This is a genomic window from Sphingomonas sp. PAMC 26621 (assembly GCF_000251145.1).
Lineage (GTDB): Bacteria > Pseudomonadota > Alphaproteobacteria > Sphingomonadales > Sphingomonadaceae > Sphingomonas.
Genome location: NZ_AIDW01000030.1, coordinates 1 through 23,082 on the forward strand (window position 1 = coordinate 1; position 23,082 = coordinate 23,082).

The window sequence follows — 23,082 nt, forward strand, 5'->3', positions numbered from 1 at the left end:
TTGATCAGGCTCGCTACCAACCCTGTCACTTGCCGCAATGGCAGATTGAATAGCGATTTCAGCGTCAGGCAGAGCTCAATCGCGCTGTCCGAAAACCGCATCGGCCGACCAGGACGACCGCACGGCTTCGACAGCCAGGGCATCTGCGGATCAAACCATATTTCCAGTGACCCGCGCCGCTTTAGCGCTGCATTATACTCCGGCCAGTTCGTCGTGCGATATTTCGGTGCGGCAGGTTTGGGCATCGCGCCCATCTATCTCGCTCGATTCCCTTGGGGAATCCCCAGCGTCAGTTTTGCAACAAAGCCTAAGGGAACTCGGAGTTTGGCGACAGGTTGACGGACAAGCATCGAATTGCCCAGATATATGCCGGGCAAAAATGCTGGCATCGCCTTTATGTCAGACTGCTTGCTCGCTTCGAGGATGACAAGCGTCGCCGAATAACGCTTCCCAAAAGGGCGATTTGGAAGCTTGCGGGTCCGATCTCACGCGCCGTGCCACATCTTAGCTTGCGACCCCGCGCGCCGGGTCATCCTTTTCCTGAACGAAGCGGATCCCGCCGATCAGCGTTTCCAGCTCGGGCCGCAGATAGGGTGCGCTCGAGATGTCGACGGCCCGAACGTCGCCAGCCGGGCCGATCAGAAACATGGCTGGTTCGGAGAAGTTACGATCGGTTTCGTCAGGCGAGCGAGGCGATGAGATGTAGAGGCCGAGAGTGCGCATGTCGTCCTCGCTTAGACCTGCCAGAACGGGCAAGGTCCAACCTTCCATGTCCGCCTCCTCCGCTGCACGGTCGATCGGATCGGCCGATACCGCCCATAAAGTCACTCCCAGCTCGACGAACTTGTCCTGCATTGCGTCGATCTTGCCGAGATAACGACGGCAGATCGGGCAGTGCTTTCCGCGGTAAACGATGAGCAGCCGCCAGCCGCTTTCTCGCGCCGGCATGATCCGTCCGCCGCCGACCTTTTCCCAACCGAGCGGCGGGAAAGCGGCACCGGATTGAAATTTCTCGTTCACGCTCACGGCATGCTCCACGTCGTTTGGTTCATATCAATTATCGCCGCTCGCATCGGATGACGCTTTAGGCGTCGGCGGCTGGCTCCACTTTGTCCTGAGTCTTAATCTCAAAGTCGCGCGCATCATGACGTTCGTGCAACTGGCTCGCGGGATCGCCGAAGATGCGATTGACCATCCGGCCGCGCTTGACCGCGGGGCGTTCGCCGATCTCGTCGGCCCAGCGCTGAAGGTTGGTGTAGTCCTGCACCTGAAGGAACTCGCCCGCGTCGTAGAGCTGTCCCTTGGCCATGCCGCCATACCACGGCCACACCGCGATATCGGCGATGCTGTAGTCGTCGCCCGCAAGATAGGCGTTGTCGGCGAGCCGCTTGTCGAGCACGTCGAGTTGGCGCTTTACCTCCATCGCGAACCGGTCGATGGCGTATTCGATCTTGCTCGGCGCATAGGCATAGAAATGGCCGAAGCCGCCGCCGAGATAGGGGCCGCTGCCGACCTGCCAGAACAGCCAGGACAGGCATTCCGCACGGATCGCCGGATCGCTCGGCAGGAACGCACCGAACTTCTCGGCCAGATGCATCAGGATCGCGCCCGATTCGAATACCCGGATCGGTGACGCGCCGCTGCGGTCCATCAGCGCTGGGATTTTCGAATTGGGATTCACATCGACGAAGCCGCTGCCGAACTGATCGCCTTCGTTGATGCGGATTAACCACGCGTCATATTCCGCACCCGTCTCCCCGCGCTCGAGCAATTCCTCGAGCATGATCGTCGCCTTCACCCCGTTTGGCGTGGCGAGCGAGTAAAGCTGGAACGGGTGCTTGCCGACCGGCAGCGCCTTGTCATGCGTCGCGCCGGAGACGGGGCGGTTGATATTGGCGAACTTGCCGCCGCTCTCCTTGTCCCAATTCCAGATTTTGCGCGGGGTATATTCGGTGTCGGTATCGGCCATGATCATCTCCCTCAGGCGGTCGCGAGTCGCTGGTTCTGCGGGAACATGACGGCGCGTGCGGCATCGTCCATTTCCTGCTTGAAGCTGTATTTCCCGGCGAGCGCGGCAACCCGCTGGGCAGCGGGTCGCGCGGTGATCTCGTCGACCAGCCGCTTGACGTTGGGATAGTCCGCCCATGCCGTTTCGCCGAAGATGAACGGGATTGCCCGCGCCCATCCCCACACCGACATATCGACGATCGAGTAAATGTCGCCGACCATGTAGCGGCCCTTGCCAAGTTGCGTCTCGATCAGCCGCCAATGGCGCTCTGCCTCGAACATATAGCGATTGACCGCATAGTCCTTCGGCTCCGGCGCGAAATGCTTGAAATGCACCGCCTGGCCGCAATAGGGTCCGATGCCGGTGGCGACGAGCATCAGCCAGGAGAGCATCTGCGCGCCTTCCGCCGACGCCTCGTCGACCATGAACTTGCCGGTCTTGTTTGCCAGATAAAGCAGGATCGCGGTCGAATCGAACAGGGTCGCTTCGCCATCGGTCAGCGCTGGCGTCTTAGCGTTGGGATTGATCGCGAGATACGCCGGTTCGTGCTGATCGCCCTTGCGCGTGTCGACCGGCACGATCTCGTAATCGAGCCCGGCTTCCTCCAGAAAAAGCGCGACTTTCGCCGGATTGGGCGACGGGTGATAATAGAATTTGATCATGCTCGGGCTCCTTTATGAGATTCACGCAGTGCCGGGTCAGAAACGCTCGATCCACGGCCGTAACTCGGTCTCGTGCGTCCAAGCGCTGCGCGGCTGCGCGATGACCGACAAATAGGTATCGGCGATCGCATCGGGGTCGAGTTGGCCATCGGGTTTCTCCGCCGGGTCGGGATTCGCTGCGCTTCGAATCGCACCGTCGATGACGATGTGCGCGACGTGTACGCCCTTGGGGCTTAGCTCGCGCGCCATGCTCTGCGCCAGCCCACGCAGCGCGAACTTGCCCATCGCGAACGGCGCCGATCCGGGATAGCCCTTCACGCTAGCCGAAGCGCCAGTGAACAGAATGACGCCCGATCCGCGTTCGACCATCCTCCGTGCGGCCTGTTGTCCAATTAAAAAGCCACCGAACGCGGTGACCGCGAGCGTCTGCGAGACATCGGCCGGATCGAGCTCGGTGATCGGCCCGCGTGCTCGACCGCTGGCGTTGTAAATCACCACGTCTGGCACCCCGAGCTTGGCCTGTACGTCATCGAACATCCGCGCGACATCGGCCGGATCGGCGGCATCGCACGAAAAAGCCAGCGCGGCGGTCTCGGCGGTCAAGTCGGACAGCTTGTCGGTATGGCGCGCCACCAGCGCCACTTTCAGCTCAGCCGCCGAAAGCTTGCGCGTAAGTGAAGCACTAAGCCCCGCTCCGGCGCCGACGATCAGCGCGACCTTGAGGTTCTCAAGCAAGGTGGCGTCTCCAAAAAAGGGCCCATGGCTCGCGAAAGCGATATGCGCCTTCTTGTAACGACCGGTCAAGGATGCATTCCGATCTAATTTCGTGCTAAGGCGTGACATGGTAGGCGTGGCACGGTTCGATAAGGGAGAAGTGCTCGACCGCGCGGGGCGCGTGTTTTGGCGCCAAGGCTATGACGCGACGTCGATTCAGGACCTGGAAGCGGCGACCGCGCTTGGCCGGGGCAGCCTTTACAATGCGTTCGGCGACAAGGCCGCGCTCTTTCGCGCCGTGCTGGTGCGATACGGCGAGACCGAGGGTGCCGCGTCGCTATGTCATCTGCGCGATCCCGACGTGTTGGCCGGGCTAACGCGCATGCTCCATTCGATCGTCGAACGAATGCGCACGCCTGATCGACCACGCGGGTGCCTCATCACCAATACCTGCATCGCGGGTGGCGGCGGCATGCCGACCGAGACGCAGATCGCAGAGAACATCCGCGGCATGGAAGCCTTGTTCGAGGCGGCGTTCGTCCGCGCACGCAACAGTGGGCAGCTTGCCGACACGGTCGATCCCTTGCGGCTGTCGCGGTTCTATTGCGGTGTTGTCCAAAGCCTGGGCGTCATGCACCGCGCCCTTGGCGATTGCGCAACCCTGTATGATATCGTGGCCGTCGCTCTTTCCAAATGGCCGTACCCGGACGAGCCTCAAAACGCGGCTACAGCCGCCTTTTGAGGCTTTGTTTGGCTAGGCCAGCCTCCTTATGGTACGCACCGCTGCAGGCCGCGACGGCTTGGTCCTGACGGGCTGCCGCGGCCCAGCGCCACGGCAGGAGCTCGTGCAACCGGCTCCGGGGAATTTCGAAGATGCGGGCCAGGACGTCAGCCAGCCAGGCCCGAGGGTCGACGTCGTTGAGCTTGGCAGGGCTTTGTTGCAAAACTGACGCTGGGGATTCCCCAAGGGAATCGAGCGAGATAGATGGGCGCGATGCCCAAACCTGCCGCACCGAAATATCGCACGACGAACTGGCCGGAGTATAATGCAGCGCTGAAGCGGCGCGGATCGCTGGAAATATGATTTGATCCGCAGATGCGCTGGCGGTCGAAGCCGTGTGGTCGTCCTGGTCGGCCGATGCGATTTTCGGACAGCGCGATTGAGCTCTGCCTGACGTTGAAATCGCTGTTCAATCTGCCATTGCGGCAAGTGACAGGGTTGGTAGCGAGCCTGATCAAACTTGCCGGGCTGGACTGGCCGGTGCCGGATTATACGACACTATGCCGACGGCAGAAGACCGTGAAGGTCGAGCTTGGCGGTCGGCCCAGTTCAGGCGGCCTTTGCCTTCTGGTTGACAGCACAGGAATCAAGATGACGGGTGAAGGTGAGTGGAAGACGCGCAAACATGGCGCTTCCTATCGCCGCCAGTGGCGCAAGCCTGTCCTGAGTTAGTCGAAGGGGTACATCTTGGGATCGACGCGGCAACGCTGGATATCCGGGCCATCGAGGTCACGACGAATGCCATCGGCGATGCGCCGACCTTGCCCGATCTGCTGGCGCAGATCCCGCAGGACGAGCAGATACTCAGCGTCGGCGGAGATGGCGCTTACGATACCAGGGCGTGCCATGCTGCCATTGCCGAACGTGGTGCAGAGGCGGTCATCCCGGTCCGTCGCAACGGCCAACCATGGACGAAAGACGGTCCCGGCGTCGATGCTGGCAATGAAGCGCTACGCGCTACAAAGCGCCTTGGCCGCGCGATCTGGAAGAAGTGGAGCCGCTATCATCGCCGCAGTCTGGTCGAGACCAAAATGCACTGCTTCAAGCTTCTGAGCCAACGCGTTGTGGCTCGTACCTTCGATCGTCAGATCACCGAGCTCAAAGTCCGTGCTGCAATCCTCAATCGCTTCTCCAAAATGGGAACGCCGGTCACCGTCCGCATCGCATAATATCTTCAAGTAAAACGTCGCTCATGCTCTCTAGGCGTTATGCAACAAAACCACCCGGTGTTGTCAGCGATAGCAGTGGCCGCTTCTTTGATAGGCGCATATTGCCGACCATCGCGTGAACCCGCACGACGTACATGATGGCACGCAGTGCCGGAGGCGCTGCCGCCCCGTGGCGTTCCGCCAAGGGCTTCATTGCGGTCGCCCATTGCGCGATCGACGCCGGTAGCAGGTCCGTCGCCAGTAATGTCGGCGAGCGTGCTACCACCGCCCCTCCCTCACGGACTGTCGGCACTGCGCGAGGCGGCTGTCCTGCGCCTTGGCGTGCCTGCAACGCAAACAGAACGGCTGCCGCGTGCTTGCAGCCGATCCCGACCGGGCATGTACAGATCGCGATAACCGCATCAGACCGGAAGCGTAGTTCCACCTGGTACGGTGAACGGGCACTTCCCGCGACCGCTGCTTGTACGACGCTTTCACTGTCTTCCAGATGCAGGTCCCCGACACGTCCGCGACGCCAATAGTCTCGACCGGCCTCCAGCATCCGTTGCGTTGAGATCGCCCGGGTCAGGGCGGCGTCGGTGACGAGCGGGATCATTGCGACATCGTAAATCGACTGACCCGTGGATACCACCCGTCCGACAGCGCCAGCAATCCATCGCGTTTCGGCCTATTGTGCTCCTGCGACGGGCTAGCCGCTTAGGTTGTGTAGTTGCTCAGCTTCGGATCCGGGACAGGACGCGCGCCGCAACATTGCTTCTGGCGGCAAGCTTCCGCCCATAGCGCAGTGCCGTCGACGGCGACGACCAACGGAGTGCCTGGGCAATGCCAACGCCGTCCTCGCCGGCGGCAAACAGATCCTGCGTCAGCCCAACGCGCAGCGAATGGCTCGACAGCGCGCGCGCGGCCTCTTCGACCTTGCCGATCAGCATCTCGACCAGCCCCTGATCGAACGCGCTGAGCGCCACGCGGCGATAGATCCCGTTGACGCCCTGCCGGCTGAGCGACGTCGTCCCAACGGTGTAGACCGTCCGCGCAGGTTCGGCCTTCTTGCCACGGAGTTTCTCCTGCCAATGCCGCGTGTGCCCTGGAATCGCCTCGTACGCCATCGGCGGAATTGCGGCGCGTAGACGGCGCCGATCGACCCCCACGCGGCGGAAGACTGGCCCCTCGGTAATCGCACTCGCTACCAGCCAGGCGCCGACCCGGCGCATCGTGTCCGCGGACAGCCAGCCCCAGGCCCCCTGCCCTTCCTGATCGGTCTTGGACGATGGGATGAACAGGAGCGCCGAACCATCGCTGTGCGGATCGATATGCGCGACGCTGACCGCGACGAGCTCGCTAACGCGCAATCCCGCATCGTAGCCCAGCGACAGCAGCGCGGCATCACGCAACCCCTGCAGGTCGCCGCCACAAGCCCCGAGCAGCGCCGTGAGCGTGAAGCCTTTGGTATGGGAATCAAGAGAAGCACCGAAGCGCAACGGAGCAGCCTGGCGTTGGGCAGCGCCACGCCTCCGTCGCAGGCCCTTGAGGGCGGCGCGGACCATAACGTGGCTGGTGGGCGCATGCCCCCTCTCCTGCAGGCCTGACAGGGCGTGTGCGGTGGCGAGACTGGCAACCCGCCGGGCCACCGTTGCGGGCTTGGCACCGCGCGTTTCTAGCATGGCAATGTAGCGGACCAGGTTTTCGGGCTCGGCGGGCAGCGGGGCGACACGGATGTCCTCACACCAACGCAGATAGTAGGCCAAGTCCGACGCCAGCGCCGCCTTGCTCGCTTCTGCCATCGCGCCAAGCTGCGCGGCGAAGCCGATCTCGCTGACAGGGACACCTTCAGCTGGCAGCGCAAGACCCAGCAACCGGGTGACGCGGACATCGATCGGCTCGACCAACCCACGTCGTGCCCTGACCGGAAGCCCCTCCCCGTCGGTGCGGTGGACGACGATCACGCTCATCCGGCGCCTGCCGCCTGGTCCAATTTACCCTGCATTCCGCCTGTGTAGCACATCTCTGTACTTACCATAATGTCCCATTATGGTAAGTTCCCCCGATTGCCGCAAGGCATTGCCTAGTAATTTACAGATTACTAGCATGCTGCCATCTAAATGCCGCTCCTTGATCTCACTTCTTTGAGCTACGCGTTCGGTCGACTGGCTGGCGCAGCGCGCTTTGCGTCCCCCGAAATCCGCAGCGTTGCGTGCCTGGCAACCGTCGCCGACGCGTGGCGCGCGTATCGGCGCGATGCTGGCGCTGGCGATGTTGGCCCTGCTCACCACGCTTCCGCTGACAGCATGTCGATCCTCCTGACCGATGACCCGCGCCGTGACGCCGTCGTGCTCTGGCTCGCTGCCCACGGCGTGCCGGCGATAGCCGACGCGGCCGAGACCGTCGTTCGCATGGTCAAAGCGACGCGCGGATTCCGACCCGATGCGTTAGGGCTGCTTGAAGCCGCTCAAGACGCAGTGGCGCAGAGGACCTCCGTTGGCCCCCTCACCCGGGCCTGTGGGTTGGCAGACATCGGTCAGGATTTTGCACTCGAGCCGCTGGCGCGTGCCGTCAGTGCAGTCGATGCCTTGATCCGCCACCTCGATTTTGCCGAAGGTCAAGGGCACGAAACGATGCTCCCCCTGCCCTATCGATCGGTGAGTTATTACGTTTCCGCCGAACCAGCGGGATGCTGGGCGCTTAACCTTGCCCTAGTTGCTCGCGGCGTCGTGCCATGCGTTACGGGAATCATCCCGCGTACGGCATTCAGACTTGATCTGGAGGACACCGAACGCGCGGTGGCGCTTATTGATCAATGCGGTAACGAGACGTCAGCGGCCTTTAGAAATTTGGAGCGCATGGAGGCATCACTCGGCCACGGTCGCGACGGCCTTGCCAGCTTATCACGCAACGCCCGTGCCGCCGATACCTGGGCCCTTATCGTAGCATTTGGTCCGACTACGCGGACGCAGATTGCACGTGCACTTTGCTTGTCACGCGCCGGTGCCGATATTCAGGCACATGCCCTTGCCGCTGCAGGACTCGTTCGGCTCGAGGTGGGGGGCCGGCTGACCCCCACCTTGCTTCATACGTCGCTACGTCCCCCTGACCTCCTCGATCAGGGACCGCTCAGTGCGGCGGCGGCGGATCTCGATCTACCTCTGGCGGAGATCGATCGGTCCTCTTAGACCAAGGCACAGCAATCCGCAGTGTACCAAACTATGAACGGCCGGTAGAAACCTTAAGGCAGCCACGTCGGAAACGATCGTAAGCAGCATAACCCCCCGCCCTCCTGCTCGGAAGGTCTTATCGGGTCGATGATAGATCGTTGCAAACTCCGAATCGAGGTGCGAATTCGACTAGCGTCTGCAATCAAATTACCGGTCGAAGCAACCCGGATTGTCGCGCTCAACAGCGAAGCGCATCCTTTTAGGGCCAGTGCGAGTCTAGTATTTTCCGAAGCGCCGTTTCCACGTCTCCTCGAGACGCACCGCCTTTGTGCAATAGCGTAAGGCGTACGCCTTTGCGATCGGCTCCTTCGATCCGCAACACGGGCTTACCGTCTTCACTGGACACCGTGTGAGCTATTCCTGACTTCTTGGGGGATCCTGACTTCTTGGGGGGGTCTGTCGCGAGCATAAGAGCTTTGATGACGTCGAGCACGGGCATCTCACTTCCGATTTCTTGCTGCTGCTCGCGCAAGTTCTCAGCCGCAGCATAAGCTCGGGCCCGTCTGTCGTCTGGCTTTAGCAACGCTTTTAATGCGATCGCATTACGGATGCCGAGTTCCTGCGGCTTTCTGAAAGCCACCATTAGTTCGTCCGGGATGCGCGCCAGATCAAGGTAGCGCGTCAGCCAACTCTCACTCACCTTCAACCGCTCGGCCATCGTTTTCTGACGACCTTCGTAATACGCACTGAGTGCGCGCAGGTAATCCCGTGCCCGCTCGAGATCTGTCAAATCGTCTCGGGCACGGTTCTCTATATCAGCTAGCCGAAAAGCCTCCTCGTCGCCAATTTCCCGAACGTCGATGAGAAACTTGAAGTCAGGATAGTTGTGCGCGCGTAGCCAGCTAATCGCCCAGTGACGGCGCGCGCCACAGATCACCTCGAAATCGTAATCCGGATTTCCTGGAACTCGTCTAACGATTGCGGGAATTTCTTGTCGGCCTTGTGCCTTGATGCTTTCGATAAGATCTTCGCAGCGCTCCTCGTTCAGCAGTCCATATTCCCGATTATGGCCCGCCCACATACGACAACGTATCGGGTCAACTAGCTCATGCGTCCGGTGCACGACCGCGCCCGAAGCGAGATCGGCTAATCGATTTGACCGCCCCGTCAGAACGTTGGCCGCAATGCTCGATCGCCGCGACGGCTCAGCATCATCGGACAGATCGATGCCTGCGGCGAGATCGGCAGCAAAACCCGTGTTTTTTCTGCTCATGAGAGCCTCCCTCTGCTCACAATTGCACACGTGCAATTCAAGCTTTTATGGCCGGTTTCGATCACGCAGTGCGCCTCGTTCATGCCAACGCCTCCTGACGTAGCCTCTTCTGATGACTTGGCCAGGTTGAACGAATATCGACCTCGATTTCCGAGTTTACGCCGTCGAGATACGCCAAACATCGGTTGCGCACCGCCGAACTAGTTGCTGGTCCGTCGAGTTCGTAGACCGTCATCAACCGAGCGGTCGCGTTGTCGATTTCGGCTGAGTCCTTTAGCGGCGTTCGAACCATCGCGTGACCAAATAGGGTCCTCATGAGGTTCAACATTTCCTTTTGCATGGATTTGTTCTCGTCCACCTTTGACGCTACAAATCTGAGAAAGCGCAATTCAGGAGCGAGATCCCGTTCTGCGAGCTGCTCAATCGTTTCGTCCAACATAGATAAAAACGCCGCAGTTGACGAGAAATCCATCACGGTTGGCGGGACGGGCACGACCAGTGCGTTCGCAGCTCGCAAGACCGACAGCGAAATAGCTCCGAGCGCTGGCGGCGGATCCATTACGATGACATCAAATCGATCCGCAACACTTTCAATTCCCTCCCTTAACCGATCCAGCAAAGCGCCACTGCCGCGTGCCATTCGTGCTGCGAGCTCGTACTCGGACTGGAATAATCGAAGATTGGAGGGAATCAGCTCAAGACCGTCGAAATGCGTCTTGCGTAACGCGTAGTCGAGCGAGGTTCGCTCTTCCTCCCTCAGGAACGGATATAGCGTATCGTCCTCGTCCAAATCGAGGTCCGGCACATAACCGAAGAGCGTTGTCGCAGACGCTTGGCTGTCGCAGTCAATCAGCGCGACCCGATACCCACGGATCGCTAAATACTGCGCCAGATGCACGGCAAGTGTCGATTTGCCGACGCCACCCTTAAAGTTTTGCACTGCGACAACGCAACACGGGTCTTCGGGGCTTCGATATGGACGTGTCCCGAATACGCCGCGCATGTCGTTAAGTTGCGCTAGGGTGTAGCGTTCACGCCGGTTATTGCCGGTGCGAACCGGCTCGGGAAGCCTCCCGTCCTTTTCTGCGTCACGGATCGCCGCAGCAGTCCGACCAATTAGGTCAGCAGCCTTGCTGATTGTAAAGGTAGGTTCCCGGCGATCGTCTGATCGAGCGCTTCTAGCAGCGTCTCTCAATTTTTCTAAAACAGATGACGTCCGGCGCGCCAGTGTCGCTACCGACACGAGGCGGTCGGCCTCGTCAAGTTCCAGACTGTTCGTCATGAGCTCATCTTTCGCAATTTGGCCCATGGTACACAAACTTGCGCTTTTTGATCAGCCTTTTTTGCTTTTTCGAAAGTTGGCATACCTACGGCGTTCAGAAAAGGCGTTTGGAGCGCTATCCTGACTAGCTGGGGGAGAAAAATTGCACACGTGCAATTGCAAACTTAAGCCCGTCCTCGCCTCGTCACCCAGCCCTCGCAAAACCCCGTCCACGCGGAGATTAGTTTCGCTCCGCGTAGTTTGACGAGGCGTTCGCCCATCTGGGCTCGAAACGCTTGCGCGATGAGATCTACGTCCCACCCGCCTCCCTGGCTCCGTCCGACCGCGTAAAGTTCTTCGGCCCCGAAACGTATCGAGCCGGTTGGAAAGGCAACGTCGACATCGATTGATCTAGATGTTGCCTTTGGCACCGAAAATGTTTCTGGCCGCCCGGGTGCGGCTTCAGTGCTCCCCACTACCGTATCAACTTTTCCTGCGCGACGAGGCGTTCGCCCACTCGAATGCCGATCCAGTTCGTCGACTGTTTCGATAACTTCCGGCGCTCCTTTGGGCTCAAACCGAAATTCTATCTCGGCGACGGTTCGGCCCTGCCTGATTTCACGCCACTCGACTCGAAAATGTGCAAGCTGATCAATCTCGGCTTTAGCTTTTTCAAGAACCTTGCGCCTCAATTGCGCAAAGTCGGTATACACCTCCGGCGGGATTCCGAGTGCGGCTCGAAGCGCCGCCATGTCGCCGCGCCAAGTCGCCTGCCGTCGGTGAAGGCGAAGCGCACCAAGTTCGTAGAGCTTGAGCGCATAGTTCGAGCGAAAACCAAGTACCGCTTGACGGTTTAAGACTGCATAGGTCTCCGAGGCTTGAATCAACTTTCGTGCGTCAGGGGTAAACTCCCATTCGATCCATCCGGCCTCACCGCCATCCTCGTCGGTTTCCTCTTTTGAGCGAGAAATAAGGGAGAATAACGTGGTCGCCTTCTTTCCGCGCCAAGAGCGATCGTCGATTGCAAACAGTGTCCGGTGAAGCTCCTGAAGCATATCGGTAATACGCTCGTTGCCTTTGTGACCGCGGCGTATATCAGCCTTACGCATCCGATGCGGCCTATCCTCCCAGGCATCGCCACCCGCAGTCAAGATCATCAAGGCAAGCAAGCGAGACGCGGTCAGGCTCAGGGATTCTCCCTTGACGAACTTGACTTCAATAATGGCGCCGGGCTTCGCAAACTCATCGCCGCCCTTCGCCCGTAAGACGGCAGCGACCCGCATCGCGCGGCCGGGCGTCACTTCCACAATCGGTTCGTTAGTAGCTGCTTCAGCTAGTTCGTTGTCGTCTGATTCCATGGGATAGTACGATCGCAACTAAGTTTTGGGCCAAACTAGGCTGCCTGACCTGACCATGGTCGTCAAGTCAGGTCAGGTTAGACCTGGGTAAAGTTGCCCCCAAAAAGTCAGGACGGAGTTCGCAGTCGAATTACTTAGATCCGAGGATTCCCGCCGAGTCGGATTTCCCTCCTCGCACATGTCTTCTAATCAACGACTCACCTTCGGAATATGAGGCTATCACGCGAAAAACAGCCAATGACGCTACGAAGAGAAATCGCCCCCACAAGGTCAGGATGCCCCCCACTTAGTCAGGCTGGCTCCCCCACATGGACAGGTAGCGGCCCCCAAGGGGTCAGCTAAACACCTCCACCTGGTCAGCCTAAGCGGCTTAGCTAATTGTAAAGGCTGGATTTTCCGCTGCGGAATTAGAATCTATTGAATTATGAATCCTTCCGCTGCGAGCAGCGGCGTTTTTGTAAGTATGATTCTTGGTTCGAAAACATGAGAACAAGCCGCCAGGTCATCGATCAGGTGGTACAGATCTGGAACCGTAACAAACATATTTTCCTCCATCCAAAGGGGCAGGGCGGTCGTCAGAACCGTATGTCATTTGTTAAAACGCGGACGAGGGAGTTTTTCGAAACCACCTAGTGCTCGCTAGGTCCTAGCGGGGCAGGGGAGGGGGCCACTTCGACGATCGTCGTGATATAAAATCGCCGAAGTTCGGCGAGGCGATCCATCGGAAAACAGCGATTCTCAATTCAAGACTCAACCGCTAGCAGATTCATTTAATCATAGTTCAGGTGGGGTCGGCCGAGCGGCCAACGGGGTTTCACCTGATGGCGAGGGATGGGAAGCGTATCACAAGAATCAGGCACGCAAACCGTATGAGTAGGGCAGGGGTGTCGGCTATGCCGCCACGATGCCCCACGATAGAGCAAGCGGCTTTGTCAGCTCTAAGTCGCGCGCGTTCGTCCCGTTGGAACGTCGATGCCGTGATAATCCGACCGGTTTTGAGCGTAGGGAGTGTTGATGTTCACCCCCCCCCGTTGAGCGCCACCAACTAGGGCAGGAGTAGCGTCCGAGTTGCTACGAACCCAGCGAACGCCGCAATTCGGTAACCCAGCACGTTGAGACGTTAGCCGATCGTTGAGCTGATCGCGCTGGACGGCTACCATCCGGCGATCGTCGTCGGCCTCTAGCATCCGATCAATCATCACGGTTAAACCGGCCGTCAAGTCGACGCGCCGCACGTTCGCCAATAGCTCTTCCGGGTATTGCTTGAGAGCGTCGACCGTCATCCGCTTAGACGGAAAATTGCGGTTTCAGCCATCGCCGGACGATCCCAGGCAAAACCAAACCGGCCGTAGAAGCGCGCGAGCTGATCGAAGGCCGCAGCATTCCCCGGCGATAGTAGAGTGATCGGAACGACAGTTTGACCGAGGAAGGTCCGTTGAGCCCAAGCGGTGACGACGTTGAAAACGAGCGTTCCGATACCGCGCCCTCGCAATCGATCGTGCCGAACTATCACGTCGCCGTCGTGATTTTGACCCCGGAATAGGAACGGCGAGCCTCCCCGACATGACCTGGCGGTGATGCCATTCGCTATGCGTCAGGTCTAAAATCAGCACGTCTGGGCGTCGATTTTTGCCGCCCTCTTCCTCTAGTGCCCCGAGGGCGATCAAGCAGCCGCTCGGGTGTGGTCCTACCTCGAAAAGGGACCAGCTATAGCGTTTGTCCCACTTCCTCGGCGACGGGAAGAGCGTGGCGATGTCGGGCGTGAACAGCATTTAGAAAGCCTCCCAACCTCCCCAACTTAATACGATATCGTAAAATAGCGTTCAATATGCAAAGTACTTATTGCATATAAAGCGATATCGTTTAATATTGTGACTGGAAGGACGGCCTTCCCGCCGATTTGCAGCGGCGATCACCAACCGGAGACAGACCCATGAACGCCACCCTCGCAACCCGCTTCGCTCGCAACGCCCGCCAGATTCGCGGCACGGAAGCACTCGACAATGAAACGCTCCGCGCCCTCGTCCCCTCGATCTTCGCGGAAGAGGCGCACGACAGCCGTTCGCAGCGTTACGTTTATGTCCCGACGATTCAGCTCGTCGACGGACTCCGGAAAGAGGGCTGGGCACCGTTTTTCGCGGCACAGTCGAAGCCCCGCGATGAAGGTCGCATGGCCCATACGAAGCACATGCTTCGCCTTCGCCGCCCCGACGATATCGGCAACGCCGAGGCCGCAGAGGTCATCATCGTCAACAGCCATGACGGCACCAGCGCTTACCAGATGTTCGCCGGTATGCTCCGGTTCGTCTGCACCAACGGCATGATTTGCGGCGATCAGTTCCAAGAGGTCCGCGTTCCCCACAAGGGCAACATTCAGGATCAGATCATCGAAGGCGCTTACACCATCGCCAAGGACTTCCCGCGCATCATCGACGCCACGGCCGAAATGAAGGGAACGCGCCTTAGCGAGGCCGAGCAGCGTGTTTTCGGCGAGGCTGCATTGATCGCCCGCTATGGCGACGTCGTAAGCCCGATCCGTCCCGACCAGATCATTCAGCCGCGCCGTTCGGCCGATGCTGGCGGCAGTGTCTGGAGCACGTTTAACGTCATTCAGGAGAACGTCATTCGTGGCGGCGTGCACGGGATGAAGCGCACCGACGAGGGCCGCATTCGCCGTAGCAAGTCGCGCCCGATCAACGGCATTGACCAGAATGTCAGCGTCAATCGGGCCATGTGGACACTGGCCGAGGGTATGCAGCGCCTAAAGGCCGCAGCCTGACAAAGGTGGGGGGACGGCATTGCAGCGCCGCCCCCCCGGTTTTGCCGACAATCGGAGACAGACCCCTAAGCCGACGCGCGCCCCCTAACAGGGTCGCGTCGTGCCGTCACGGAGACAGACCCATGACGACCGTTGCCAATCCCGCTGGCGTCACCTGGCCCCAGCCCACGCCGCCCTTTCATTCGTCAACTGGCTGGACGCCGACACGTATCCGCCTTGCCGCGTATGCGTCGCGCACGAGCTGCGTCGCGCCGCTGACATCCGAAACCGGAGATTTGCATGATGACCGTTCCCGCATGGCGCGGCGCGATTATCGGGAAGGCCGATAATCGCGCGCATCGCTTCGCGATGCAGAAATCAACAATTTTGCATCGTTTCAAAAACGGCTGTTTTCCGCGGCCTTCCGCTATGCACATTTCTGATACAAAAGAGGGCCATGATTTTGGGCTATGCGCGCGTCTCGACAGGGGGACAGGATTTGACCCAGCAAGCGGAGGCGCTTCGCGCCGCTGGTTGTCAGAAGATTATTCGCGAGACGCGCAGCGCCGGCGCCAACGCCGATCGGCCAAAATTACGGCAAGCCTTGAAGTCGCTAGAACCGGGCGACGTGCTGGTGGTGACTGCGATCGACAGGCTGGCACGCGACACGCGCGACCTTTTGAATATCCTGCACGAGGTCAAACTATCGGAAGCGGGTTTCCGATCGATCGCGGAGCCGTTGGTAGATACGTCGTCGGAGCTGGCCGAGGTAGTGATTGCCGTTCTCGGGATCGCAGCCAAATGGGAGCGAGGGCGCATCATCGCACGCACAACGGCGGGACGGGTTCAGGCGAAGGCCGCAGGGATCAAGTTCGGTCGCAAGCCGACACTGACACCTCACCAGATACGCGAGGCGTCTGCACGCGTTGCCAGCGGCGAGACACAGCGCAACGTCGCGCGATCCTTCAACGTGAGCCAAGCCACAATTTCGCGGATTGTGACGCGGACCGAGGAACAGCAAATATGAGCCGGTACGATTTTGAGGGGAACGGCGCGCGCCTCGCGATCGGATGGGACGCGCCGCTTGCGTCGTTCTTTCTGACCGTCTGGACGGACGCCCTGCAGGACGGTTCGGAAGACGAGCCGCCTTTGATTTGGTTAGGCGCGTCCTATGCCGAGGTCAGTCATCCCGGCGTATTGGTGACGATCGCGAAGCGTCACGTTCCGGAGATCCCGGCCCACCTGGCGCGAACGCTTATGGTCGACCAGCTCAAGGCCCCTGCCCGGCCGCTTGCGGCTGGCAACTCGACAATGGACCGCCTCTTAAACACGTTGACCGGCCAACCGCCGATCAACCCGACAGCGCACTAGTCCTTATGTTCGGTATAGCCCTCTTGCTTCGCCAGCGCGTCAACCGCGCGCTCGATCGCCGTAACAAGCGACCAGCCCTTTTCTTCGCGGATACGCTGCAACAGTTCGTGCTTATCGGCCGCGAGACGGGCGTAAACCGACCCCATCGCGCCACGAGAAGGCCGACCGCGCGGCTTTGCTTGATCGTCCATAATGCTCCTACACCGATCGCGTTTGACGATGGCAGGAGCGATCATAGGCGATTTAACGATATCGTGCTAGGGTGGCGTCATCGGATGACGTAAGCACCCCCGGCCGAGTAACGGAGGAACGATAATGCAAGAATTATGGGACGGCATTCGCGGTATTAGCGAAGCGATCGGCTACCTATTCATTGCAGGATTGATCCTTTGGGGACTGTTCGTGCGCGGATCGACGCCCTTCGGGCGCAATCGCGGAGCAGGACGCGGAGGGGAAGGCCCCTACCGTTACGATCAATCGGCCCAAGAACTTTATGACCGCAATCTCCGGAAGGGTCCGGACAACCATTGATCCCGGCATAGCCGGTGGAGGCTTGAGCCATGCAGACGATCGTAATCAACAATCAGAAGGGCGGCGTCGGAAAGACGTTGTTTTCCGTACACCTTGCTTGGTTTTTGGCCGAGCTAAAGGCGAGCGTCCTGTTCATCGACCTAGATTGCCAAGCCAACTCCAGCACCGTTTTACAGGCTGAACGGAAAGGCGGCTATGCAGCCGACCTATTCGAGACAGGCAAGCTAGATCCTTTAACCGCCGAGCCGGGCATCACCGTCTTAGCCAGCGACGGACGCCTAGACACCATTGAGGCGGCGGGCGCGGATGCGATGATTCCGCAGTTCGCGAAGATCGCGGGTGCGTTTGATTTTTGTGTGGTCGACACCCCGCCCGCCTGGGGCTGGCGGAACTTCTCTGCAATGGCCGTTTGCGATCACGTAATTGCGCCGATCGAATTGAAGGACTTCGCGATAAGCGGCGTCGGCAAGCTATTGCAGTCGATGAAGAATGTTCAAGATAAAGGAAGAAACGGCAAGCCCGTTAACTTTCTTGGTTTGCTCGCTTCGCGGTTCAACAGCCATTCGCAGCGCGAACGCGACAATCTACAGACGCTTATAAACGCGCTTGGCTCAGATATGTTATTTCCGGGTGTGATTACTAACCGAGACGGATACGAACAGGCAATGTCCGACGCTGTTCCGGTTTGGACAATCAAGACTTCCGGCGCGAAAGTTGCGGGCGCAGAAATCCGGAAGATACTTACGACGGTTTACGAGCGGGTTGCACCTAAGCAGCCCGAAACGACGGAGGCTAAGTAATGTCCAAATTTGGAAGCCTACTTGGCGACGTTGCATTTACGCTCAATTCTAACGCGAGCGCGGTTGCTATTCAGATGATCCCGCTCGATCGGATCACGAGCGACCCAAACAATCCTCGCAAGATTTTCGATCAGACGCAGCTTGAGGAAATGGCGCAGTCGATCAAAGAGCGCGGGATTCTACAGCCGATCACCGTTCGCCCGCTGGAAGGCGGAACGTCGTTTATGGTCCGCTATGGCGATCGGCGCTTTCGCGCCGCCCGGATTGCCGGGCTAACCGAAATCCGCGCGATCGTGACGACCGCTGATGTGTCCGAAGATGATTTGTTCGATCAAGTCATAGAGAACGACCAGCGCGCGGCGCTGACTACCGCCGAAATGGGCGAGGCGATCGGAGCTGCGTTGGCGCGAGGCGACAAGGCAGCGGACATAGCGAAGAAGCTAGGACGACCGAAATCGGTAATCGCGGAATATTCCGCGTTGCAGGAAATGCCGCCATTCCTTCGCGCCCTGGCCGACACGACCGCAATCCGAACGCTCTACGAGCTTTATCAAGGTTGGAAGGCAGACCCGGCAAAGGTCAAGACGTTTGTTGCCGACAGTGACGGAACAGGTATTCGACGAGCTGCGGCGCGTGAGCTTGTACGCGGAGCGGACGCAGTAAATAAGCGCCCGGCACCAGCTCCAGCAGCAACCCCAAACGCCGATGAGCCGCCCCTACCGCTGGAACCAGACGACAAAAGTTCGTCCGGACGAACTTCCGCCGACGATGAAAAAGGTTCGTCCGGACGAACTTCCGCGCCAGCTCCAAACGGATCGACAGCGAAAGACCCACCGGCCGAGACGGGAAAAGACGCGGAAAACCTATCAGCTCCAGTAACGAAGCCCGTTGCAAAGGATGCGACACCGGCAGCGCCAAAGGGTGAGGGAAAGCCCGCGCAATCCGCGCCTGAAAAATCCCGTGCGACTGACAGCAGCAAGCCAAGCCTTCCTGTCATGGTGCATGGGCGAGCAGCGAGGCTTATCATGCCGCCAGTTGTTCGCGTCGTGTTTGACGATGACGGAGCGGAAGAGTCCGTTGATCCAAACGACGTTAGCCTTTTGGGGTTCGGTTCATAAAGGGAGGGGGATGGCGTCTGCCGCTTCGCGGCACCGTTCATTCAGTCGCTACGCTCCCCAAGCCCCCAAGCGGGGTCTTGGCCCTTACGGGTTCCAATCACTGACGAAGAGGCGGCGCGGAAGAGCGCCGCAGAAAGTGCCGGCGAAAGCCGGCGCGTAGTTTGTAGAAAGGGGGGAAAGGACGCACGCGCCCTCTCCCCCGCAACGACAATCTAGGGGACCGAGGCTCAGTCGCTAAAGCTCCCTGCGCCCGCACCACTCCCCTAGATTCTCGCTGCCCCCCTCTCCCCGTTAGATTCCACGATGAAGGAGTTTGCGGGGTGTTCCCGCCAGCCAATGAAGGGATCGCAAAATGCGCTGGATCATCATCACCGACAAAATCGACGACGGTAACGCAGTCAACTTCGGCCAGTTCGACGACGAAACGCGGCGCTGCCAGAACGAGAGCAAGGTTGCCGACGCACTGGCAACGATGCCGACCGAGTTCGAGCTTTTGGACGATGACGGCGAGGTCTATTTTGAGGGTCGCACCCGTTGCATCAACCACGGCGCGGACCTCGCTTTCGCCCCGCTCGATTGGGCCGAAGCCTACGGCTGCACCGAATTACGATATCGGCCCGTCCGTTCGGACGAACCTTGGAAAACCCTCTGATCCATTGCGGGCCGGGCAACGTCCCGGCCCCTCTTTTTCGAGGATGCCGATATGACCACCACCACCAAGACCCGCGACGCGCTAGGCGAACAGATCATCACCGCAGGACTCGCGGAGAATGATTTCATTCTGGACCTTAATGGCGGTTTGACCGTGCCAAGCGGCTTCCCCCTGCCCTCCCCTTGGGATCTTCCTTCCCGCCTGTTCCGGTTTCCGATCGAGGTATGCAAGGCGCGAGGCGATCGGCCCCGCACGATCGGCCTTCGTCACCCTGATCTAGCCGGGCATCCGTTCGTGCAGCACGTCGAGGCAGCGTTAGGGTTCAAGCTGGACCCGAACGGCGCACCCAACGAAAACGGCTACAGCACTTGCGAAAGTTTCGGTTGGTTTCACGCGGTCGACCTCGTGACGGCGGGCCAGTGGCGCGCGTTGCTTGATACGTCCGACTTCACCACCACCCGCAGCATCTTCAACGCGGTGGATTTTGGTTTGCGATATTCAGACCATAGCGAGGGGGGGAAGCGCCACGGCCACCTTTCCACGTCGGAGGCCCGGCAGATCATGGACGAGCTTGGAGCTACCGAACCGACCAATCGCGCCTCTATCATTCGGGAACTCGGCAAACCGTCAGCTTGCAATTCAGAGGGCAAGAAAGGCGGCGAGCGTTGGCCGATCAACGGGAAAGCCAGCAGCCTTGAGGATCAGGCGTGGGCGATGATTTTCGGAATTGAAGACGGATGGTTTGAGTATGACCGAGCCGGATTCTTGCAATGGTCCGTGAAGGGACGCGACAGGTACAGCGCCGGGAATGCCGTCACCTACGTTGAGGCGAAGACAGGACAGGCAGCGTTCGCGTTTTAGAATGAGTGAGTGACGGCGCGGAACAGGGGTAAAAACTGCGCCGTCAGAAGGATAACAGAGGGCAGGGGATTACGATCCGGGCGGTGCGAAAATGCCCCCGTGACGATCGGCGCAAGAGCTGGATCGTCACGGGGGCATTTTCGCGCGAGCCGGGCTTTGCCCGGCGTTCGACCGAGAGAGGGCAGGGGGAGGGGCAAACGAGCGGTCAGAAGCGATCGTTAGCGAAAGTTCGTCCGGACGAACGATTTTAACTCTTGTGGTATGATGGCGGGATAGGCTTACAGCCGGTTTTGTAATACATTCCGCCGATGGCTACATTCATTGTTCGATTGGCTGACGACGTTGCCGCCCGGTTTGATAAGCTCGCCGCGAGTTACGGTGGACGGTCGAAGGCGTTGCGTCTCGTCATCGGAGACGCGTGCAATCAAGCGAAACCGCTTCCCGAGGTTCAGCCGTCAAGTGGTCGATACCGCGTTGAGATTAAGTTGAACGAGGGTGACGCGAAGCGGCTGGAGGCGATGGCCGACGAACGCGGGTTGACGCGAACAGACTGGATTGTCGCGCTGATTCAGACCCGGCTAAACGGTGCGCCGGTTCCGGTAGTCGACCAGCGGCAGACGCTAACCGACATTCGCATTCAGCTTCGCGGGATCGCAAAAAACGTCAATCAAGTCGTGAAGGCGTTCCACGCTGCGAACATGGAGGATAGCCGTTTGGAGGTAAGCCGCGAGGTTGCGCGCTTGGCTGCGATGGCGGAATCAGTAAGCGAACAAGTCGAGGCGATCGGTGACGCGATGCGCGGCGACCTATCCTATTGGAGAGCCGGGGATGAGTGACGGCCCGAAGATCGAGTTTCTAGACACCACCTGGCGCGCACCAGCAGGAGGCAAAACAACAGGCTCGAAAGGCCGGTTGAATATACCGGCTGGCAAAAGCTCCAGAGGGGGAGGGGGCGGTAGCGTTGCGGCGACAAAGGCAAAGCTCCAGCGGATCACGAACCGCGTCCCGGAGGTCATGGTCAAGGTTTCCGGCCGTCAACGTGGTGGGGCGCATACCGCCGCGCACTTGGAGTATATCGGCCGACACGGAAAACTTGAGGTCGAGACGAGCGACGGCGAAAAGCTGGAAAGCGTGAAAGACCTTCGCGAGCTAGCGCAGGATTGGGCCGAGGATGAAGCGGCGACCACCAAGCGCCGCGAACCGCTTACGTCGATTTCGTTGGTTCTATCCATGCCGCCCGGCACCGATCCGGACACGGTGTATCAGGCAGCGCGGGCGTTCGCTCGCACCGAGCTGGAGCGCTTTCCCTACGCAATGGCGCTGCACACAGACGCGGATCATCCGCACGTTCATTTAACGGTCGCGGCCCGAGGGGAAGGCGGGGAGAGATTCAATCCGAGGAAGGACGATCTAGCCGGATGGCGCGAGAGCTTCGCACGCGAGTTACGGGCGCGCGGTATCGAAGCCGAGGCAACACCTCGCCGAGCGCGGGGCGTTATTCAGAAGATGGAGCGGACGCCTATCCGCAAGATACGCGATCGGGCGGAGGCCGGAACGGCCGAGCTGCCCCGCGTATTGCAATCGAGCCGAGCCGAGGCCGCAGCTATGGCACAGGAGAAGCCAGCCAAGGCGCGACCGTGGGAGGTGAGCGCGATCGTTCGGCAATCCGAGGTGCGAGCGTCTTACGAGAAGGCCGCTAGCGAACTGGACGCCAGCGCCGACCCCGCCGATCGAAAGCTGGCCCAGCAGACGCGGGCGTTCGTCGCTTCGATGCCTGATCCAATGACACGGGATCGCGACCAAGCCCGGCAGATGGCAGAGGCGACAAGGAATGTCCGCGATAGCGAACGGGATCGGGAGGGTAAGCCAGTGACCCGAGCCGGGCCGGTTCCTCCAGCGAGGTCAGAACGGCAACGGCCGACCCAGCAGCCGCAGCCAGAGCAGACGAACGACAAGCCTCGTGCGACACCGAGGACGCCAAAGCGGCCCGATCGAACCCGATAGTTTTGCGGAAAGTTCGTCCGGACGAACTTTTGCGGCTTGTCTCTAAGGCGCTACCCGTGCGCTTCGGTTCCACCAACGGGGCTTAGGTGCGGTTGAAGGGTCGAAGCCAAGGGCGCTTCGGCCTTGTATGTGAAGAGTGGCAAGGGCGTCGTCAATCAGGCTGTATTCAAGGTTGTAGGCATCAAACGGGTCTTCAAAATCGATTCCGTCGAGATCAATCGCGAGCTTGGAGAGAACCCCATCCGTTTCAGGAGGTAGGATCAGCCTCGCAACGGCCCCAGCGTTTTCGATATTCCGCTTTGCGGCAGAGTACCGCTCGGCGCTCTTCTTTTTAAACTCTTCACTGTAATGTTTACCCGCTCCCTCAATTTCGTCGGCCCAACGCCCGACGATCAAGCGCATTTCACCAAGCGCAGAACATACGTCGACATATGCGGTTAGCTGTCGTTCCCACGTCTTTTCATCTTTATACCGCGAGAGCGCCCAGCGAACGGCGAGACGCGCGATCGCGATTGCGCCAACGAATTGAACAGCGAGTTTCGCAACTTCCAACCAGACCTGATCCGCACTCATCGAATTTTCCTATCGGGGAAAGTTCGTCCGGACGAACTT

24 protein-coding genes and 2 pseudogenes are annotated in these 23,082 nt (G+C 59.7%); 13 read left to right on the plus strand and 13 right to left on the minus strand.

Features of this window, described 5'->3' with window-relative positions; translation table 11 throughout:
* The 5 genes from RI03_RS15965 to RI03_RS15985 all read right to left on the minus strand — a co-directional run.
* Positions 1-245: transposase (locus RI03_RS15965; protein WP_026046778.1), on the minus strand; the 245-nt coding region annotated here is incomplete at its 3' end.
* 259 nt (positions 246-504) lie between these two features.
* Complete coding sequence (locus RI03_RS15970) at positions 505-1,026, minus strand: redoxin domain-containing protein (protein ID WP_238542412.1); 522 nt, start codon at positions 1,024-1,026, stop codon at positions 505-507.
* A gap of 58 nt (positions 1,027-1,084) precedes the next feature.
* Positions 1,085-1,975 (minus strand): glutathione-dependent disulfide-bond oxidoreductase, encoded by an 891-nt coding sequence (yghU, locus tag RI03_RS15975; RefSeq protein ID WP_010218551.1) that lies wholly within the window; start codon positions 1,973-1,975, stop codon positions 1,085-1,087.
* A 5-nt stretch (positions 1,976-1,980) separates the two neighbouring features.
* Positions 1,981-2,670 (minus strand): glutathione S-transferase family protein, encoded by a 690-nt coding sequence (locus RI03_RS15980; RefSeq protein WP_010218552.1) that lies wholly within the window; start codon positions 2,668-2,670, stop codon positions 1,981-1,983.
* A gap of 36 nt (positions 2,671-2,706) precedes the next feature.
* A complete protein-coding gene (locus tag RI03_RS15985; protein ID WP_010218553.1) occupies positions 2,707-3,405 on the minus strand; it encodes an SDR family NAD(P)-dependent oxidoreductase in 699 nt (232 codons plus the stop codon).
* A gap of 115 nt (positions 3,406-3,520) precedes the next feature.
* Between RI03_RS15985 and RI03_RS22290 the strand changes: the two genes are divergently transcribed.
* Positions 3,521-4,126, plus strand: coding sequence for a TetR/AcrR family transcriptional regulator (locus RI03_RS22290; RefSeq protein ID WP_238542413.1), 606 nt, complete (start codon positions 3,521-3,523; stop codon positions 4,124-4,126).
* Between the two features lie 64 nt (positions 4,127-4,190).
* Here RI03_RS22290 and RI03_RS22755 read toward each other — a convergent pair.
* A pseudogene (locus RI03_RS22755) lies at positions 4,191-4,313 on the minus strand (transposase domain-containing protein); the annotation flags it as partial.
* A gap of 65 nt (positions 4,314-4,378) precedes the next feature.
* Here RI03_RS22755 and RI03_RS16000 point away from each other — a divergent pair.
* Positions 4,379-5,334, plus strand: a pseudogene (locus RI03_RS16000) (IS5 family transposase).
* A gap of 37 nt (positions 5,335-5,371) precedes the next feature.
* Here RI03_RS16000 and RI03_RS22760 read toward each other — a convergent pair.
* On the minus strand, positions 5,372-5,929 hold the full coding sequence (locus RI03_RS22760) for an SWIM zinc finger family protein (protein ID WP_081504231.1): 558 nt from the start codon (positions 5,927-5,929) through the stop codon (positions 5,372-5,374).
* 118 nt (positions 5,930-6,047) lie between these two features.
* On the minus strand, positions 6,048-7,283 hold the full coding sequence (locus RI03_RS16005) for an integrase (RefSeq protein WP_010218557.1): 1,236 nt from the start codon (positions 7,281-7,283) through the stop codon (positions 6,048-6,050).
* Positions 7,284-7,619: 336 nt separating this feature from the next.
* On the opposite strand from RI03_RS16005, the gene RI03_RS16010 reads away from it, so the two are divergent.
* On the plus strand, positions 7,620-8,501 hold the full coding sequence (locus RI03_RS16010; protein WP_138995680.1) for a hypothetical protein: 882 nt from the start codon (positions 7,620-7,622) through the stop codon (positions 8,499-8,501).
* 241 nt (positions 8,502-8,742) lie between these two features.
* Here the strand turns inward: RI03_RS16010 and RI03_RS16015 are convergent, their stop codons facing one another.
* From RI03_RS16015 to RI03_RS22765, 3 genes are all read right to left on the minus strand, one after another.
* Positions 8,743-9,756, minus strand: a complete 1,014-nt coding sequence (locus RI03_RS16015) for a ParB/RepB/Spo0J family partition protein (RefSeq protein WP_026046779.1) — start codon at positions 9,754-9,756, stop codon at positions 8,743-8,745.
* 79 nt (positions 9,757-9,835) lie between these two features.
* Positions 9,836-11,038 (minus strand): AAA family ATPase, encoded by a 1,203-nt coding sequence (locus RI03_RS16020; RefSeq protein ID WP_026046780.1) that lies wholly within the window; start codon positions 11,036-11,038, stop codon positions 9,836-9,838.
* Positions 11,039-11,202: 164 nt separating this feature from the next.
* The gene (locus RI03_RS22765) at positions 11,203-12,300 is read right to left on the minus strand and encodes a replication initiation protein (protein WP_081504234.1); all 1,098 of its coding nucleotides are present in this window, start codon (positions 12,298-12,300) and stop codon (positions 11,203-11,205) included.
* A gap of 2,008 nt (positions 12,301-14,308) precedes the next feature.
* Between RI03_RS22765 and RI03_RS16040 the strand changes: the two genes are divergently transcribed.
* From RI03_RS16040 to RI03_RS16050, 3 genes are all read left to right on the plus strand, one after another.
* The gene (locus tag RI03_RS16040) at positions 14,309-15,154 is read left to right on the plus strand and encodes a DUF932 domain-containing protein (RefSeq protein WP_010218563.1); all 846 of its coding nucleotides are present in this window, start codon (positions 14,309-14,311) and stop codon (positions 15,152-15,154) included.
* Positions 15,155-15,590: 436 nt separating this feature from the next.
* Complete coding sequence (locus RI03_RS16045; protein ID WP_010218564.1) at positions 15,591-16,160, plus strand: recombinase family protein; 570 nt, start codon at positions 15,591-15,593, stop codon at positions 16,158-16,160.
* Entirely contained in the window at positions 16,157-16,504 is a 348-nt protein-coding gene (locus tag RI03_RS16050; RefSeq protein WP_010218565.1) for a hypothetical protein, read from the plus strand. Before RI03_RS16045 ends, RI03_RS16050 begins: the two co-directional genes overlap by 4 nt.
* On the opposite strand, the gene RI03_RS23615 is transcribed toward RI03_RS16050, so the two are convergent.
* Positions 16,501-16,695, minus strand: a complete 195-nt coding sequence (locus tag RI03_RS23615; RefSeq protein WP_010218566.1) for a hypothetical protein — start codon at positions 16,693-16,695, stop codon at positions 16,501-16,503. The two genes, RI03_RS16050 and RI03_RS23615, sit on opposite strands and share 4 nt — an antisense overlap.
* Positions 16,696-16,819: 124 nt before the next feature.
* On the opposite strand from RI03_RS23615, the gene RI03_RS23620 reads away from it, so the two are divergent.
* From RI03_RS23620 to RI03_RS16075, 7 genes are all read left to right on the plus strand, one after another.
* Positions 16,820-17,035, plus strand: coding sequence for a hypothetical protein (locus RI03_RS23620; RefSeq protein WP_138995683.1), 216 nt, complete (start codon positions 16,820-16,822; stop codon positions 17,033-17,035).
* A 29-nt stretch (positions 17,036-17,064) separates the two neighbouring features.
* Positions 17,065-17,835: a ParA family protein gene (locus RI03_RS16055; protein ID WP_010218567.1), complete on the plus strand. Its 771-nt coding sequence runs from the start codon at positions 17,065-17,067 to the stop codon at positions 17,833-17,835.
* Positions 17,835-18,953, plus strand: a complete 1,119-nt coding sequence (locus RI03_RS22770; RefSeq protein ID WP_010218568.1) for a ParB/RepB/Spo0J family partition protein — start codon at positions 17,835-17,837, stop codon at positions 18,951-18,953. The genes RI03_RS16055 and RI03_RS22770 overlap by 1 nt, the downstream gene beginning before the upstream one ends.
* A 352-nt stretch (positions 18,954-19,305) precedes the next feature.
* Positions 19,306-19,605: a hypothetical protein gene (locus RI03_RS16060; RefSeq protein ID WP_010218569.1), complete on the plus strand. Its 300-nt coding sequence runs from the start codon at positions 19,306-19,308 to the stop codon at positions 19,603-19,605.
* A gap of 51 nt (positions 19,606-19,656) precedes the next feature.
* Positions 19,657-20,466, plus strand: a complete 810-nt coding sequence (locus RI03_RS16065; RefSeq protein ID WP_010218570.1) for a hypothetical protein — start codon at positions 19,657-19,659, stop codon at positions 20,464-20,466.
* 308 nt (positions 20,467-20,774) lie between these two features.
* Entirely contained in the window at positions 20,775-21,302 is a 528-nt protein-coding gene (locus RI03_RS16070; protein ID WP_010218571.1) for a mobilization protein, read from the plus strand.
* Positions 21,295-22,470: a relaxase/mobilization nuclease domain-containing protein gene (locus RI03_RS16075; protein ID WP_138995684.1), complete on the plus strand. Its 1,176-nt coding sequence runs from the start codon at positions 21,295-21,297 to the stop codon at positions 22,468-22,470. The genes RI03_RS16070 and RI03_RS16075 overlap by 8 nt, the downstream gene beginning before the upstream one ends.
* A 42-nt stretch (positions 22,471-22,512) precedes the next feature.
* On the opposite strand, the gene RI03_RS16080 is transcribed toward RI03_RS16075, so the two are convergent.
* Entirely contained in the window at positions 22,513-23,043 is a 531-nt protein-coding gene (locus tag RI03_RS16080) for a hypothetical protein (protein ID WP_010218573.1), read from the minus strand.
* Between the last annotated feature and the right edge of the window lie 39 nt (positions 23,044-23,082).